Origin of the sequence: Dysgonomonas massiliensis, from assembly GCF_900240225.1 — a bacterium.
Classification (GTDB): Bacteria; Bacteroidota; Bacteroidia; order Bacteroidales; family Dysgonomonadaceae; genus Dysgonomonas; species Dysgonomonas massiliensis.
Map to the genome: position 1 here is coordinate 160,830 of NZ_OEPV01000008.1, position 15,682 is coordinate 176,511.

The following is a 15,682-nucleotide window of genomic DNA, read 5'->3' on the forward strand; positions in this document are numbered from 1 at the left end:
TTAGGATGTCTGGTTCCTCCAGACATCTTTTTTTATTTATCTACATACCAACCAATTACACTTCAGATTTCCAAAACGGAAAACTTTTTGCTAAATACAAAAATACAAAGCGCTGTAAATTAGATAATTAAAAATAAAAACGGAAAACTTTTCGATTTATTGACAAATAAACAGTAATATATTTTGTTCATTAGGATATACTTTATTTCTTTGTAATACGATAAAAGTTTAAAAGGACAATATAATATTTTCATCAAAATGTCTCAGCAAAGTTACACATTCAATGATGCTTATAACGCCACGCTCGAATACTTCGAGGGCGATGAGCTTGCAGCAAAAGTTTGGGTAAATAAGTATGCCTTAAAAGATGCATTAGGCAATATTTATGAAAGAACCCCAGTTGACATGCACTGGAGATTGGCAAACGAGATTGCCAGAGTTGAAGCCAAATACCAAAACGGTCTTTCGGCTCAAGAATTATTCGATCTTTTCGATCGTTTCAAATTCATCGTTCCACAAGGAAGCCCTATGACAGGTATTGGCAATAACTTCCAAGTAGCTTCACTATCGAACTGCTTTGTTATAGGTATTGATGGCAGCGCTGACTCATATGGAGCAATCATCCGCATCGATGAAGAACAAGTACAATTAATGAAACGTCGCGGTGGCGTTGGTCACGACCTATCGCACATCCGTCCGAAAGGTTCTCCGGTAAAAAATTCAGCATTGACATCAACCGGACTTGTACCATTCATGGAACGCTACTCCAATTCAACACGAGAAGTAGCTCAGGATGGGCGCCGTGGAGCGCTAATGCTAAGCGTATCTATCAAACATCCAGATGCTGAATCATTTATTGATGCAAAAATGGAGCAAGGTAAAGTGACCGGAGCAAATGTTTCGGTACGAATTGACGATAGCTTCATGCAATCGATCGTAAATGGAACACCATACACACAACAATATCCAATAGACTCCAACAATCCAACAACAACAAAGGATATAGACGCTGAGAATCTTTGGAAAAAAATCGTTCACAACGCATGGAAATCAGCTGAACCTGGTGTGTTATTTTGGGATACTATCATTCGCGAATCTGTACCTGATTGCTACGCAGACCTTGGATTTAAAACGATTTCAACAAACCCATGTGGTGAAATCCCTTTATGTCCTTACGATAGCTGTCGCTTATTGGCGATCAATCTATATTCATATGTAGAAAATCCATTTACAGATCAGGCTTCTTTCAATTTCGAGCTTTTCAAGAAACATGTAGGTCTGGCTCAACGCATTATGGACGACATTATCGATCTTGAGATGGAGAAAATCAATATGATCATATCTAAAATCGATCAAGATCCTGAATCGGAAGAAGTTAAATCCTCCGAGAGACATCTTTGGGAAAAAATTCGCAAAAAAACGCTTCAAGGACGTCGTACCGGTGTTGGTATAACTGCCGAAGGCGATATGATAGCTGCAATGGGCCTACGTTATGGAACAGATGAAGCTACTGCTTTTGCAGAAGAAGTACAACGCACACTTGCTCTAGCTGCATACTGGTCGTCTGTAAATCTAGCAAAAGAACGTGGTGCATTCGAAATTTTCGACATAGAGCGCGAGAAAAACAACCCATTCATCAACCGATTGACAGAAGCTGATCCTGAGCTATACAAAGCTATGGAGAAATACGGACGCCGTAATATTGCGTGTTTGACTATAGCTCCAACTGGGACAACTAGCCTCATGACACAATCTACATCAGGCATTGAGCCAGTATTCTTACCTGTTTACAAACGTCGTCGTAAAGTGAATCCGAACGACAAAGATGTGCGTGTAGATTTTGTAGATGTTAATGGCGATTCGTGGGAAGAGTACATTGTATTCCATCACAAATTTGTCACATGGATGGAAGCAAACGGACACCCTACAGCAAAAAGATATACAAGTGAAGAAATTGATGCTTTAGTAGCAGCTTCACCATATTATAAAGCAACATCAAATGATGTGGACTGGTTGCAAAAAGTAAAAATGCAAGGTCGCATGCAAAAATGGGTAGACCACTCTATTAGCGTAACGATCAATTTACCTAACGACGTATCGGAAGATTTAGTAAACCAACTATATATCGAAGCTTGGAAAAGCGGATGTAAAGGATGTACTGTCTATCGTGACGGATCGCGAGATGGGGTACTTGTTGCAGCCAGCGATAACAGCAAAGAAAAAGCCCCGAAAGAAGACTGCTATGAACTACCTGAAATTCTTAGAGAACGTCCTCGTGAACTGGAGGCTGATGTTATCAAATTCCAAAACAACAAAGAAAAATGGATTGCATTTATCGGCCTTCACAATGGTCGTCCATACGAAATATTTACAGGTATAGCGGACGACGACGAAGGGTTGATGCTACCTAAGAATGTGAATCATGGAGTTATCATCAAGACTACAAACGACGAAGGAGAGCGTTCATATGACTTCCAATTCAAAAACAAACGCGGATATAAGACAACAGTCGAAGGACTAAATGATAAGTTCAATCCTGAATTTTGGAACTACGCGAAATTAATTTCCGGTGTACTTCGCTACGGAATGCCAATTGATCAGGTTGTAAAACTGGTACAAGGTCTGGAACTGAACAGCGAAACAATTAATACTTGGAAAAATGGTGTAGAACGTGCATTGAAAAAATATCTTCCTAATGAAACCGAAGCAAAAGGACAAAAGTGTCCAGTTTGTGGATTAGAATCATTAATCTACCAAGAAGGTTGCATGAAATGTACAAACTGCGGAGCATCGAAGTGCGGATAACGCAAATCGCTATATATATTACAAATTTCGGTAAACAAGGGACAGTCTTCGGATTGTTCCTTGTTTATTTTTAGCAACAATTTCAAAAAGTAACAAATGAAACAAAAGTTCATATAATTTTCGATTTCTACTAATAATAACAAAATCTCATCAAAGAACACTTTTAACTATAGATAAATATTCTAAACATATCTATATATACATATTAAAATAGAATATAAACATGCATACAAATATTTTTAAAGAAAAATATTCCACGAAAAGACTTTGGATATTATTTAACTTCGCGCTTCAAAAGGACAGAATGCAATTCTGCATGCCATTCACTATTTAATATACATTTCCATAAATGGAAGCAAATACTAAAAAATCACCCAACGGTTGGGCACTGCTACCCTTCTTGGCTTTTTTCATACTTTACATTTCTACATTCATTTGCACAGGCGACTTATATAATATGCCAATATCAGTCGCCTTTATGATTACAGGAATTATTGCCATAATTAGCGTGAAAAAATTAAAGCTAAACGATCGCATATCTCTATTCTGTCGTGGAGCTGGCAATGAAACCATCATATTGATGGTTATAATCTTTGTACTTGCCGGAGCATTCGCAGGAACAGCGAAAGCAATGGGAGCTGTTGATGCCACTGTCGATATGCTCTTATATTTACTTCCCAGCAAAGCTATTATGGCTAGCATATTCGTTGCCGCATGCTTTATATCAATGGCCATGGGCACTTCAACGGGAACTATTGCTGCGCTAGCACCCATTGCTGTAGGTATAGCTTCGCAAACAAATATCGACTTGGCTCCGATGGTTGCGATTGTTATCGGAGGAGCAATGTTTGGAGATAATCTTTCTTTTATTTCAGATATAACCATTGTGGCTACACGTACACAAGGCTGTAGCTTAATGGATAAATTCAAAGTCAATTCTCAGATAGTTATTCCTCTGGCAATACTGGTTATGTGCTATTACGTTTATGCCGGATCATCAGTCAGCCTAGACAATGTCAATATCGGTTTCGATGATGTAGAATGGCTGAAAGTAACACCTTATTTGGTTGTATTAATCTCAGCACTTTTAGGTACCAATGTAATGATAGTCCTTCTTCTCGGAATTATTCTTTCGGGTGCAGTCGGACTTTATACTGGAGCATTTGGTGTATGGGATTGGGGAGTTGCTTCTGGAAACGGAATTGTAGGAGATATGGGAGAACTCATCATTGTTTCTCTTATGGCAGGGGGCATATTTGAGATTATCAGATACAACGGAGGAATCGACTGGATTATTCAAAAACTGACTAGCCGTATCAAAACAAAACGTGGAGCAGAACTCTCGATAGGAGGATTAGTCATGTTTACGGATGTATTCACAGCAAATAACACAATTGCCATTATAATAAGTGGCCCTATAGCAAAAGACATAAGCAATAAATTTGGATTGGATAGCCGAAAAATAGCCAGTCTATTAGATACATTTTCTTGCTTCACACAAGGAATTATCCCATATGGTGCACAGTTGCTTATTGCCGCCAAATTGGCAAATATAAGCACTATAGAAATTGTACCTTATTTATATTATCCGATACTTATCGGTATAGGTGCATTTTTGAGTATCATGTTCAGATATCCTAAAAAATATTCGTAAAAATCACTAAATATCATCGACTCATACACAAAGCAAATATTAACTTAAATCCGATCTAGCGAACTTTAAAACTCCAAAAAAACATCTATCTTTGAATACAAATTTGATTTATGTTAAAGTCGCTATATATAAAGAATTACGCGCTGATAGACAGCCTTGAAATTGATTTCGACAACGGATTCTCTGTAATTACAGGAGAAACCGGAGCTGGTAAGTCAATCATATTGGGAGCTTTAGGACTCATACTCGGTCAACGAGCTGATGCCAAGGCCATAAAAAAAGACGAAAATAAATGCATTATAGAAGGAGAATTCGATATCGCAGAATATAACCTGAATGAATTCTTCACAGAACGTGATATTGAGTTTGACAAAAACTGCATTCTCCGTCGCGAAATACTCGCTACAGGAAAATCTCGTGCATTCATCAATGACACTCCTACTACATTGACTGATTTAAAAGAATTGGGAAGCAGGCTGATAGACATCCACTCGCAACATCAGAATCTACTTCTTGGCGACAGCCGGTTCCAGATGCAAATCGTAGATACACTAGCTGGCAACAAAACGCTATTGAAAGATTATCAAGAATCGTTCAAAGATTATAAATCTGCCCTAAAAGCATTGGAGGAGCTTAAAGAAATAGTTAGACTAAACAAAGAAGAAGAAGACTATCTTCGTTTTCAATACAACTCGCTGACCGAAGCAGGTCTCAAAGAGGATGAACAAGAGGAGCTAGAATCAGAACTAGAAGAATTGAATCATGCCGAAGATATTAAATCAGGATTGTATAAAATACACACATTACTTTCGGATGATGACCAAGGAATTATCCCTCGTCTGAAAGAAAGCTTAAGCACATCTCAGTCGCTCAGCTCTTTCTTCCAGAGATCTGATGAATTTACCGAGCGAATTCAGACTGCATACATCGATCTCAAAGATCTTGGATCTGAAGTCGAGCGCATGGCCGAAGATGTAGAATTTAATCCCGAAAGATTAAACTTTATCGAAGCTCGACTAGATACAATATACACTCTTCAGAAAAAGTATAATACCAGTAATATCTCAGGATTATTAGCACTACAGAGTGAGCTTGCAAAAAAACTAGAAAATATCGAGTCTTCTGATGAAGACATACTACTACTTGAAAAAGAAGTCAGTCTAAAAGCAGAAACTATGCTTAAATTGGCTCAAAAGCTAAGTAAAAATCGTCAGTCGATTACCAATAAGTTTGAGAAAGAATTAATACAAAGTGCAGCTTACTTAGGCATGCCTAACATACAATTTAAATGTTCTTTCGAAAAAGAGAGTCAACCAAACAACTTCGGTATAGACAAACTTACATTTATGTTTTCGGCGAATAAAAATGCTTCGCTACAACCAATTGCTGAAATAGCCTCTGGTGGTGAAATTTCGCGCATCATGCTTTGCCTCAAATCAATGTTGGCGGGAGCAATGGCATTACCAACTATCATATTCGATGAAATTGACACTGGTGTATCCGGTGAAATTGCTGATAAGATGGGTATTATAATGCAATCTATGGGCAAGAACATGCAAGTACTTGCAATCACACACCTCCCTCAGATTGCAGCCAAAGGCAGCGCTCACTATTGGGTTTATAAACTAGACAATGAAACTTCAACAACAACAAATCTGCGCAGATTGACTGATCAGGAACGTCTTGAAGAAATAGCCAGAATGCTGAGTGGTTCAGTCCTAACCGATGCAGCTATCGAGAACGCTAAAGTAATGTTAAATCATCATTGATGCTATTATGCAAATACCATTCTTCGATCTTAAACGAGAGAACGATCGCTACGCCGAAGAGATAAAGCAAGTGATCAGCCGTGTTGTAGATTCAGGATGGTTTATTTCGGGTACGGAAAAGGAATCTTTCGAAAATAATTTTGCTGAATTTTGCGGTACAAAACATTCTATCGGAGTTGCGTCAGGCCTTGATGCAATAAGGCTTATTTTAGAAGGATATAAAGCCTTGAATATTCTGCAAGATAGAGACGAAATCATTCTCCCAAGCAACACCTTCATAGCAACGGCACTAGCAGTTTCACAAACGGGTTTATCCCCTATTCTAGCCGACTGCGACATCAATACATTTAACATATCTACGGAAGATATTGAATGTAGGATAACCCCCAAAAGCAAAGCCATAATAGCTGTCCATTTATACGGACAAATAGCTCCAATAGATGAATTGAAAAAAATATGCAAGAAATACAGTTTACTTTTAATCGAGGATGCAGCACAAGCTCACGGAGCCTCACTTGACAACAAATTAGCAGGAAATCTTGGAGATGCTGCAGCATTTAGCTTCTATCCTACCAAAAATATGGGAGCTATGGGGGACGCTGGAGCTATTACAACCAATAATTCAGAACTGGCTGAAAAGATATATACGTTATCCAACTACGGTTCGAAAGTTAAATACATGCACGAGTTGAAAGGCATAAATTCACGTTTAGATGAGATACAAGCAGCTATCCTTTTAGTTAAGCTACAACACATTAAAGAAGACAATTTTAAACGTCAGCAAATTGCAAGATTCTACAACGATAATATAAAAAACAGACAATTAATTCTCCCCAAAGAATATACATCCAATGAGCATGTATTTCATCAGTATGTAATCAGATGCAAAAGAAGAGATGCACTAAAAATATTTTTAGAAAATAATGGCATACAAACACAAATACATTATCCAAAAGCGATTCACAAACAATCAGCATACAGTGAATTTAACTCTTTAAATTTACCTAATTGCGAGACGCTGCAAAGTGAAATACTTAGTTTACCAATGTATCCCACTATCGGCGAAGAAGAACTGCATTTTATTGTCGAGACAATCAATAAGTTTGAATAATTTCCAGATCAAAATATAAATCTCTTAAAGAGCTTAAAATTCGCCTATTTTTATACTTAAAAGCGTACTGATATCTTATTTTTATCTTATCTTTGTAACTCAATAAAAAAGAAAGAAAAACCGAATACTGAAATAGTGATATTTTCGTTATTCTCTATTATTTTATATTAACATTCATCCCTTAAATGGAATTAACAACTTTAACTGCAATTTCGCCTATAGATGGCCGCTATCGCAATAAGACTGAAAATCTGGCAGAGTATTTCTCTGAATACGCATTAATCAAATACCGTGTACGTGTAGAAGTAGAATACTTCATTGCATTATGTGAATTACCTCTACCACAATTGAGTACAATTGACAAATCTGTATTTGCACAACTACAAGACATAGTAAACAATTTCTGCGAGGAAGATGCTATACGTATAAAAAATATAGAGAAAACAACCAATCATGACGTAAAGGCCGTTGAATATTTCATCAAGGAAGAGTTCGACAAACTAGGTCTTCAAGCTCACAAAGAATTCATTCATTTCGGATTAACATCACAAGATATCAACAATACCTCGATCCCGCTATCGATTAAGGAAGCTCTAGAAAGAGTATATTATCCATTGATAGAAGAAATGATCGTGGTATTGAATAAATATGCTGAGGATTGGAAAGAAGTTCCGATGCTAGCAAAAACTCACGGACAACCAGCCTCTCCTACTCGTTTGGGCAAAGAGATTAAAGTTTTTGCAAATCGTTTGGAAGGACAACTTAACATTCTGAAATCAATACCTCAATCGGCTAAATTTGGCGGAGCAACAGGAAACTACAATGCTCATCGTGTTGCATACCCTCAATACGACTGGAAAGAATTCGGGAATAAATTTGTTTCCGAAAAATTAGGTCTATCCAGAGAAGAGTGGACTACACAGATTTCAAATTACGACAATCTTGCAGCTCTTTTTGATGGTTTGAAACGTATCAATACTATTATGATTGATATGAACCGCGATTTTTGGCAATATATTTCGATGGAGTATTTCAAACAAAAAATTAAAGAGGGAGAAATAGGTTCGTCAGCTATGCCACATAAGGTTAATCCTATAGATTTCGAAAATGCAGAAGGAAACTTAGGAATAGCAAATGCTATACTTGAACATTTGGCTTCGAAACTACCTGTTTCACGTCTACAAAGAGATTTGACAGACTCTACTGTATTGCGTAATGTAGGTGTACCGATAGGTCATATTGTCATCGCAATACAAAGTTCTTTAAAAGGTCTAGGTAAACTTTTATTGAACAAAGATGTTCTATATAATGATCTGGAGCATAATTGGGCTGTGGTAGCTGAAGGAATACAAACAATTTTAAGAAGAGAAGGCTATCCAAAACCATATGAAGCTCTAAAAGCTTTAACAAGAACTAACGAAGCAATTACAGAAAAATCAATTGAAAATTTTATAAATAATTTAGACATATCAGACCAAATTAAGGATGAGTTAAAGAAAATAACGCCTCATACATATACAGGTGTTTAATTCGGAACAGACCGTGAGGTCATATTTAAATTAACAGTAGAAATCAAAAAGTAAAAAAAACGTTTAAACAGCAAAAAAATTATGACAGACAGTAATTACGAAGGTGGAGGCCGAGATGGTTTCTTTTCGTCTGACGACAACTCGAACAATGAGAACACGCAAGGTCCAGTAAAGAAAAAACGCCCACGCGTAGGTGAATTACGCAAACCTTTTGTTGACAATAACAACGACAGAAACCCTTATCAATCGCAGGATAGATACAACAATCAACAACAAAGGGGTTACAATAATCGTCCTAGCAACTATAACAATCGCGGTTACAACAACGAAGGTGGAAATCGTGACTATAGTAGTAATCGTGGATACAATAATGAGGGTGCTAATCGCGACTATAACAACAATCGTGGATATGGCAACGAAGGAGGGAACCGTGACTACAGTAGCAATCGTGGATATAATAACGAGGGTGCTAATCGCGGATACAGCTATGAAGGCAGAAGCCGTGATTATAATAGCAACAATCGCGGATATAATAATAACCAAGGTTATAACAACAATCGCGGATACAATAATAACAGAGACAATAATCGCGGTTATAACAATAATCAAGGATATAATAACAACAGAGGTTATAACAACAATAATCGTGGTTATAGCAATAATGATGGCGATAGCTACAACAGAGGTTATAATGATAATAACGACGGCGGCTATAATAATCGCAACAATTACAATGACAGAGGTAATTCACGCGGAGGATATGGAAATAACAACAGAGGAGGTAACTACGGAAGTGGTGGTTATGACAGACGTCCGCAACCAAAACCGCGTTCGAATGAGCCTAAGCGTGTAATTAAACCGGTTAAGTATAAAGAAAACCTAGATCCGGATACACCAATCCGTTTGAATAAATATCTTGCTAACGCAGGTGTATGTTCTCGTCGCGAAGCGGATACTTTCATCGCATCAGGAGCTGTTAAAGTGAATGGTGAAGTAGTTAACGAATTGGGAGTAAAAGTAAAAAGAGGTGATTTGGTTACTTTCCAAGATCAGCCAATACGCCTAGAGAGCAAAGTATACGTATTACTTAACAAACCAAAAAACTGTGTAACAACATCGGATGATCCGGAAAACCGTCTTACAGTTATGGATCTTGTTAAAAATGCATGTCCTGAACGTATCTATCCAGTAGGACGTCTTGACAGAAATACAACAGGAGTATTACTTCTTACAAACGATGGCGATTTGGCATCTAAGCTAACTCATCCAAAGTTTAAAAAGAAAAAAATATATCAAGTAACTCTTGACAGAGATGTAGCAATCGAAGATATGCAAGCTATTGCAGATGGTATAGATCTTGACGATGGAGAAATCCACGCAGATTCAATCGCTTACCAATCGGAGGATGCATTGAACGTAGTAGGCATAGAGATCCACTCGGGACGCAATCGTATTGTTCGCCGCATATTCGAAAAATTAGGCTATCAGGTAATCAAGCTTGACCGCGTATATTTCGCTGGACTTACGAAGAAGAATATACCTCGCGGAAAGTGGAGATATCTTTCAGAAAACGAAGTAAATATGCTTCGCATGGGTGCATTCGAATAATCGAATCACCCACAATATAATTTAATATATTAAAATCGATTAATAACCAAAAATAAAATATTTAAAAGCATGGGTGCTATTAGTAGAACTAAGATTGTAGAGCTGCTCCAAAATAAAGATTTTGGATCGACAGTAGATGTTAAAGGCTGGGTACGTACTAGCCGTGGTAACAAATATGTGAGCTTTATTCACCTTAATGATGGTTCTACAATAAATAATATTCAGGTTGTTGCCGATGTAGAAAAATTTGGAGAAGACTATTTAAAACAAATTTCAACAGGTGCAGCAATTCACGTTACAGGAAAACTAGTTGAATCGCAAGGTAAAGGTCAAAACTGCGAAATTCAAGCAGATGCTATTGAAATATATGGTTTAGCAGATCCTACAACCTACCCTCTTCAGAAAAAAGGTCACTCGCCTGAATTTTTGAGAGAAATTGCATACCTACGTCCTCGAACAAATACTTTCGGAGCTATATTTCGCATCCGCCATCATATGTCGTATGCAATCCACAAGTATTTCAACGATCGTGGATTCTTCTATTTCCACACACCTATTTTGACTGCTTCTGACGCAGAGGGTGCCGGTCAAATGTTTCAAGTGACAACACTTGATCTAAAAAATCCACCGAAAAAGGAAGATGGAAAAATAGATTATTCGGAAGATTTTTTTGGGAAATCAACAAATCTAACTGTTTCGGGACAATTGGAAGGTGAACTTGGAGCGATGGCATTAGGTGCAATTTACACTTTCGGACCTACATTCAGAGCTGAAAATTCAAACACCCCAAGACACTTGGCCGAATTCTGGATGATTGAACCAGAAGTTGCATTCAATGACAACGAGGACAACATGAATCTTGCTGAAGATTTCTTGAAATATCTGATTAACTATGCTCTTGATAACTGTATGGATGACATTCAGTTCTTGAACGATCATGCAGATATGTTCTATGGAAACAAGAAAGCAAATGATGAAATGGGACTAATTGACCGTCTGAAATTCGTTGTTAATAATGACTTCGTACGTATTACATATACCGAAGGTGTGAAGATTCTTGAAGAAAGTGGTGCTAAATTCGAATTCCCTGTATACTGGGGAGCTGACTTAGCTTCGGAACACGAACGCTACTTAGTTGAGAAACACTTCAAACGTCCGGTAATTATGACAAACTATCCGAAAGAAATCAAATCTTTCTATATGAAGCATAATGAGGATGGAAAAACTGTACGTGGTATGGATGTTCTATTCCCTAAAATTGGAGAGATCATAGGTGGTTCGGAACGTGAAACCGATTACGATGTATTAATGAATCGCGTAAACGAACTTAAAATGGATGTAAGTTCAATATGGTGGTATCTTGAAACTCGTAAATTTGGAACAGCGCCACACTCAGGATTTGGATTAGGATTCGAGCGTTTAATTCTATTTGTTACAGGAATGGCAAATATTCGCGATGTGATTCCTTTCCCTCGAACTCCAAACAATGTTGAGTTTTAAGAAGTACAACTAAATTCATAATAATATTAAAGCAGGAGAATTACTAAATTATCCTGCTTTTTTATTTATCTTCGATCATTCATTTAATTTTTCAGAATCACTTTACAACTTTGCATATTATGCAATCGAATATTAATATTAAGAATCTCTACGAATCATATAATCAGCATAAACAGGTCAGATATTTATGTTGGATACTAGCAATAGCAATTGTATTTGGATTCATACTTCTTTTAAATGTATTGACTCCTATGATTGCCGATGATCATTGGTATTCATTCACTTTAGGAAAAGATACTAATACAAGAGTATCATCATTTTCGGATATTATAGGAAGCCAGATTGCTCATTATTATTGGTGGGGAGGCCGTTCTATTGTTCATTGCATAGTGCAAGTATTATTAATGCTACCTCCTTTTGTTGCCGATGTGTTAAACAGTAGCGTATTTATAGCATACATTGCTCTGATATACTACTTAATCAAAGGACGAGGGAAACATAGTCTTGGCATGTTTCTTCTTATATTCTTTTCCGTATGGTTTCTACAGCCTTCTATAGGCGATACAATATTGTGGATGACTGGCAGTGGCAATTATCTATGGGGAACTGTACTCATCCTACTCTTTATTCTACCATATAGATTTTACCAGGGCAAACTACAAAATACGACACATGCATATATGTATGCTTTATTATTCTTCATATATGGAATTATTGCAGGATGGACAAATGAGAATACCGGTGGGGCAATGATTGTTTTATCAATACTATTCATATGCTTGTTCAAAGTCCATAAATGGAGTATTCCTAAATGGTCTGTAACTGGAGTTACTGGAGCAATTATTGGATATTTATTCATGCTTCTTGCACCTGGGAATATGGTCCGAGCAGGTGAATCGATGCCATTTGATATCCAAGTTTTCGTTTTCCGCTTTATTATGCACAGTTCTGATTTGGTATATTTCTGCGGAATAGTAATAATAATTTATATTCTACTCTTTTCACTATCAGATTATAAGAGTATGAATCCGTTAAAAATGCCTTTACCACAGCAAATATCACTTATATTTATTATTGCCATGTTTGCTTCAGTTTATGCAATGGTATTATCTCCGGCCTTTCCACCTAGAGCTTGGTTCGGATCAATTACATTTCTAATAATTGGGGTCGGTACAATATTTTATTCATTACAAGATATACTACCAAACTTTAGTTGCATTCGTAATATATGCGCTATTTTAGCAGGTATAGCATTTCTATTCTCGACCTACGATGCCTTAAAGGATATGAATATTTGTCACACGACAATGAAAGATAGAGAAGTATTTATACGAGAAGCAAAATTAAATAATGAATCAGAAATTAAGGTTAAGAGATTTAGATCATATACAAAATTCACACATAGTGAAGACAGAACTGCAACACGAGCTCTTTCTACATATTATGATATAAAAATTGAATTTGAAAATTAAATTGCTGTAATAATTCCGACTAAACCTACTGTCATCAAAATTGTTCCAACAATACGATTGAAGAGTTTCAATCCTCGTGGGTTGAAATGTGTCCTTAGCTTATTTACAATATAGGTAATGATAAACCACCATATCATAGCACCAATTCCTATAACACAAACAGCTAAAATTTGAAAGAAAAAAACACGCGAAGGATCTATGATATTAAAGCGAGCGAACAATGCCATATAAAGCAACAGAGTGCCTATATTCGATATCGTCAACAAGAAGGAAGATACAATGACTTTCCATGTCGACATTCTAGCCTCGTTTAGTTTGATCAAATTTTTCGAAGGATTCCTTCTGAAGATAATATAGCCAAATGCAATAAGAATAATACTCCCTATTATCTGAAAAGGCTGCTGCTTAGCTTCAATATATTCTGTTGTCAATCCTATTCCTAATGCCGCAATAATAGCTATAAGAGCTAACAACATATCACCCAAAGCCGCGCCAACTCCGGTGAAGAGTCCATGCCTACGATCTTCGTTGAGCGTACGTTGCACACAAAGCATTCCTACGGGACCCATTGGTGCAGACGACAGGAAGCCAATAAACAAACACTTTATTATTATTTCCAAATAATTCTATTTATGTGTAATGATAACAAAATAGTAAAGCTACTATACTTAACAAAACATATTGATTCTGTAAAGATATTTCAAAAAAGAGAAACAGCCAAGACTTCACCTCAAAGATGCCGACTTGACTGTTTAAATTATATTATTTTCGCTTACTTTTTTACCTTACGCTCATTATATTTTGAAAATACTAAAGGGATCTTAATATCTTCTGTTTTCAAAATAGCCGAAGTTGGCGCCATCGAATGAGTGACCGAGTTTACTACTTTTACATTTTCCCCAGAAGAATTTGTTCCTTCGGCAAATGCAACATCAACTGGTATCAATAGATACTCTAAATCTTTGAATTCAATGCCATCTTCTCTGAATTTGTTCAAATAATAATTAAACATCCCTGCAAACCCATTGGTATATGTAGTACTAGCACCTATCGAAGAACTTATCTTTTCATGAAAATTGTATAAATTGGAAGTACCATCGCGCATAATCACAAAGCTAGTAACATTGTCAGGGCTGTTATTTTTTCTTGTGAAGAAGCTTTCTACAGAATCTTTATTTATGAAAAGTAAATTTGAAGGGCGGTCAAATTTTGAAAATTGCTCTTTAACCGTATTTCCATACACATTCATCTTCGCAATATTAATTATTGTATCTTGCCCTACAATTTTAGCTAGATCGCCTAAAGGAATATTAAATTTTGAATAAACACCTGCAGGTGATTTTAAATATGAAATAGGAGATTCTGTCGTTGTAATCAAATCATCAAGATTCTCATTTTCTATACTGTTAATCTGAATAACTTCGGGGCTTGGTCCTGTTTTAAAAGCTCTGATGTATGTCGAGTCATTAGAACTCTTATCATGAGTTGGGCCATCAAATGAATAATATACAATTAAAGAGGTATTATTTACAGTCATCAGCACATCTGACCCGAAAGTCTGAGTCACATACATACCTGGGAAATAAGGTCTAAGATTATCTGCTTTATCAAATATCTTCTCATCTTTTTGCCATAGCTCATAAAACCTTTCTCCTAATTCCTTTTTCAACGGAACAGTAACAACACGATAGGCGTCCATATAAGGCATTTCAGAAATTGCAAAGGCTCCACGTCCAAGGATAGTATCCATATTGCAGAATTCAGAAGGATCTACATTTGTATATACATCTTTCTTTAGTTCTTTATTCAATTGGTATACAGATAACCCAGCAGGTGAAATAGTATCTCCAATTGCCTTTTCTACTGATATCCATAAAAACACAGAGTCAATAGTTAGGTTTTTAACCTTCACATCGTCTATTTCGTTTACAAATACTGCAGTCTTAGTTGGAAATACCTCACACATATAATCCGATTCAATACGACCAAATATTGGATCTGTATATTTACCTAATACTCCTTTTACTGATTTGGCATGAATCGCATCTAATTTGACAGTTTCGACTGTTATAGATTTAAGCGTATCAACCCCTAAAAATATCTTATCGCTTTCAGGTTGGATACTTTCTCCTATACTACTTACATCATCATCACATGATGTTGCAATTATAAATAAAAAAGCCCCTAAAAAGCTTTTAATAATAGTTCTAATTCCCATTGTTAGTAACCTAGGT

At 36.5% G+C, this 15,682-nt stretch carries 10 protein-coding genes; 8 read left to right on the forward strand and 2 right to left on the reverse strand.

Features of this window, described 5'->3' with window-relative positions; all coding sequences use genetic code 11:
* Nucleotides 1-258 precede the first annotated feature (258 nt).
* From C1A06_RS09840 to C1A06_RS09875, 8 genes are all read left to right on the forward strand, one after another.
* Nucleotides 259-2,805, forward strand: a complete 2,547-nt coding sequence (locus C1A06_RS09840) for an adenosylcobalamin-dependent ribonucleoside-diphosphate reductase (protein ID WP_101690090.1) — start codon at nucleotides 259-261, stop codon at nucleotides 2,803-2,805.
* A gap of 349 nt (nucleotides 2,806-3,154) precedes the next feature.
* The gene (locus C1A06_RS09845; RefSeq protein WP_101690091.1) at nucleotides 3,155-4,459 is read left to right on the forward strand and encodes a Na+/H+ antiporter NhaC family protein; all 1,305 of its coding nucleotides are present in this window, start codon (nucleotides 3,155-3,157) and stop codon (nucleotides 4,457-4,459) included.
* Nucleotides 4,460-4,569: 110 nt separating this feature from the next.
* A complete protein-coding gene (gene recN, locus C1A06_RS09850; protein ID WP_101690092.1) occupies nucleotides 4,570-6,228 on the forward strand; it encodes a DNA repair protein RecN in 1,659 nt (552 codons plus the stop codon).
* Between the two features lie 7 nt (nucleotides 6,229-6,235).
* Nucleotides 6,236-7,339 (forward strand): DegT/DnrJ/EryC1/StrS family aminotransferase, encoded by a 1,104-nt coding sequence (locus tag C1A06_RS09855; RefSeq protein WP_185116835.1) that lies wholly within the window; start codon nucleotides 6,236-6,238, stop codon nucleotides 7,337-7,339.
* A gap of 185 nt (nucleotides 7,340-7,524) precedes the next feature.
* Nucleotides 7,525-8,868: an adenylosuccinate lyase gene (gene purB / locus C1A06_RS09860; protein WP_101690094.1), complete on the forward strand. Its 1,344-nt coding sequence runs from the start codon at nucleotides 7,525-7,527 to the stop codon at nucleotides 8,866-8,868.
* Between the two features lie 81 nt (nucleotides 8,869-8,949).
* Nucleotides 8,950-10,476 carry a pseudouridine synthase gene (locus tag C1A06_RS09865; protein ID WP_101690095.1) on the forward strand — a complete coding sequence of 509 codons (1,527 nt, stop codon included), beginning with the start codon at nucleotides 8,950-8,952 and terminating at the stop codon, nucleotides 10,474-10,476.
* A gap of 69 nt (nucleotides 10,477-10,545) precedes the next feature.
* Nucleotides 10,546-11,976, forward strand: coding sequence for an asparagine--tRNA ligase (asnS, locus tag C1A06_RS09870; RefSeq protein WP_101690096.1), 1,431 nt, complete (start codon nucleotides 10,546-10,548; stop codon nucleotides 11,974-11,976).
* 119 nt (nucleotides 11,977-12,095) lie between these two features.
* On the forward strand, nucleotides 12,096-13,448 hold the full coding sequence (locus tag C1A06_RS09875) for a DUF3329 domain-containing protein (protein ID WP_101690097.1): 1,353 nt from the start codon (nucleotides 12,096-12,098) through the stop codon (nucleotides 13,446-13,448).
* Here the strand turns inward: C1A06_RS09875 and C1A06_RS09880 are convergent.
* Both C1A06_RS09880 and C1A06_RS09885 read right to left on the reverse strand, forming a co-directional pair.
* Nucleotides 13,445-14,068 (reverse strand): LysE family translocator, encoded by a 624-nt coding sequence (locus C1A06_RS09880; RefSeq protein ID WP_245872042.1) that lies wholly within the window; start codon nucleotides 14,066-14,068, stop codon nucleotides 13,445-13,447. The two genes, C1A06_RS09875 and C1A06_RS09880, sit on opposite strands and share 4 nt — an antisense overlap.
* Before the next feature lie 152 nt (nucleotides 14,069-14,220).
* The gene (locus tag C1A06_RS09885; RefSeq protein WP_101690099.1) at nucleotides 14,221-15,666 is read right to left on the reverse strand and encodes a DUF4270 domain-containing protein; all 1,446 of its coding nucleotides are present in this window, start codon (nucleotides 15,664-15,666) and stop codon (nucleotides 14,221-14,223) included.
* Nucleotides 15,667-15,682: the final 16 nt, after the last annotated feature.

Bases quoted from the DNA above. Each gene is read 5' to 3' on its own strand.
- C1A06_RS09840 (WP_101690090.1), top strand. From the start codon at position 259: ATGTCTCAGCAAAGTTACACATTCAATGATGCTTATAACGCCACGCTC.
- C1A06_RS09875 (WP_101690097.1), top strand. From the start codon at position 12,096: ATGCAATCGAATATTAATATTAAGAATCTCTACGAATCATATAATCAG.
- purB (WP_101690094.1), top strand. From the start codon at position 7,525: ATGGAATTAACAACTTTAACTGCAATTTCGCCTATAGATGGCCGCTAT.
- asnS (WP_101690096.1), top strand. From the start codon at position 10,546: ATGGGTGCTATTAGTAGAACTAAGATTGTAGAGCTGCTCCAAAATAAA.
- C1A06_RS09865 (WP_101690095.1), top strand. From the start codon at position 8,950: ATGACAGACAGTAATTACGAAGGTGGAGGCCGAGATGGTTTCTTTTCG.
- recN (WP_101690092.1), top strand. From the start codon at position 4,570: ATGTTAAAGTCGCTATATATAAAGAATTACGCGCTGATAGACAGCCTT.
- C1A06_RS09845 (WP_101690091.1), top strand. From the start codon at position 3,155: ATGGAAGCAAATACTAAAAAATCACCCAACGGTTGGGCACTGCTACCC.
- C1A06_RS09885 (WP_101690099.1), bottom strand. From the start codon at position 15,666: ATGGGAATTAGAACTATTATTAAAAGCTTTTTAGGGGCTTTTTTATTT.
- C1A06_RS09855 (WP_185116835.1), top strand. From the start codon at position 6,236: ATGCAAATACCATTCTTCGATCTTAAACGAGAGAACGATCGCTACGCC.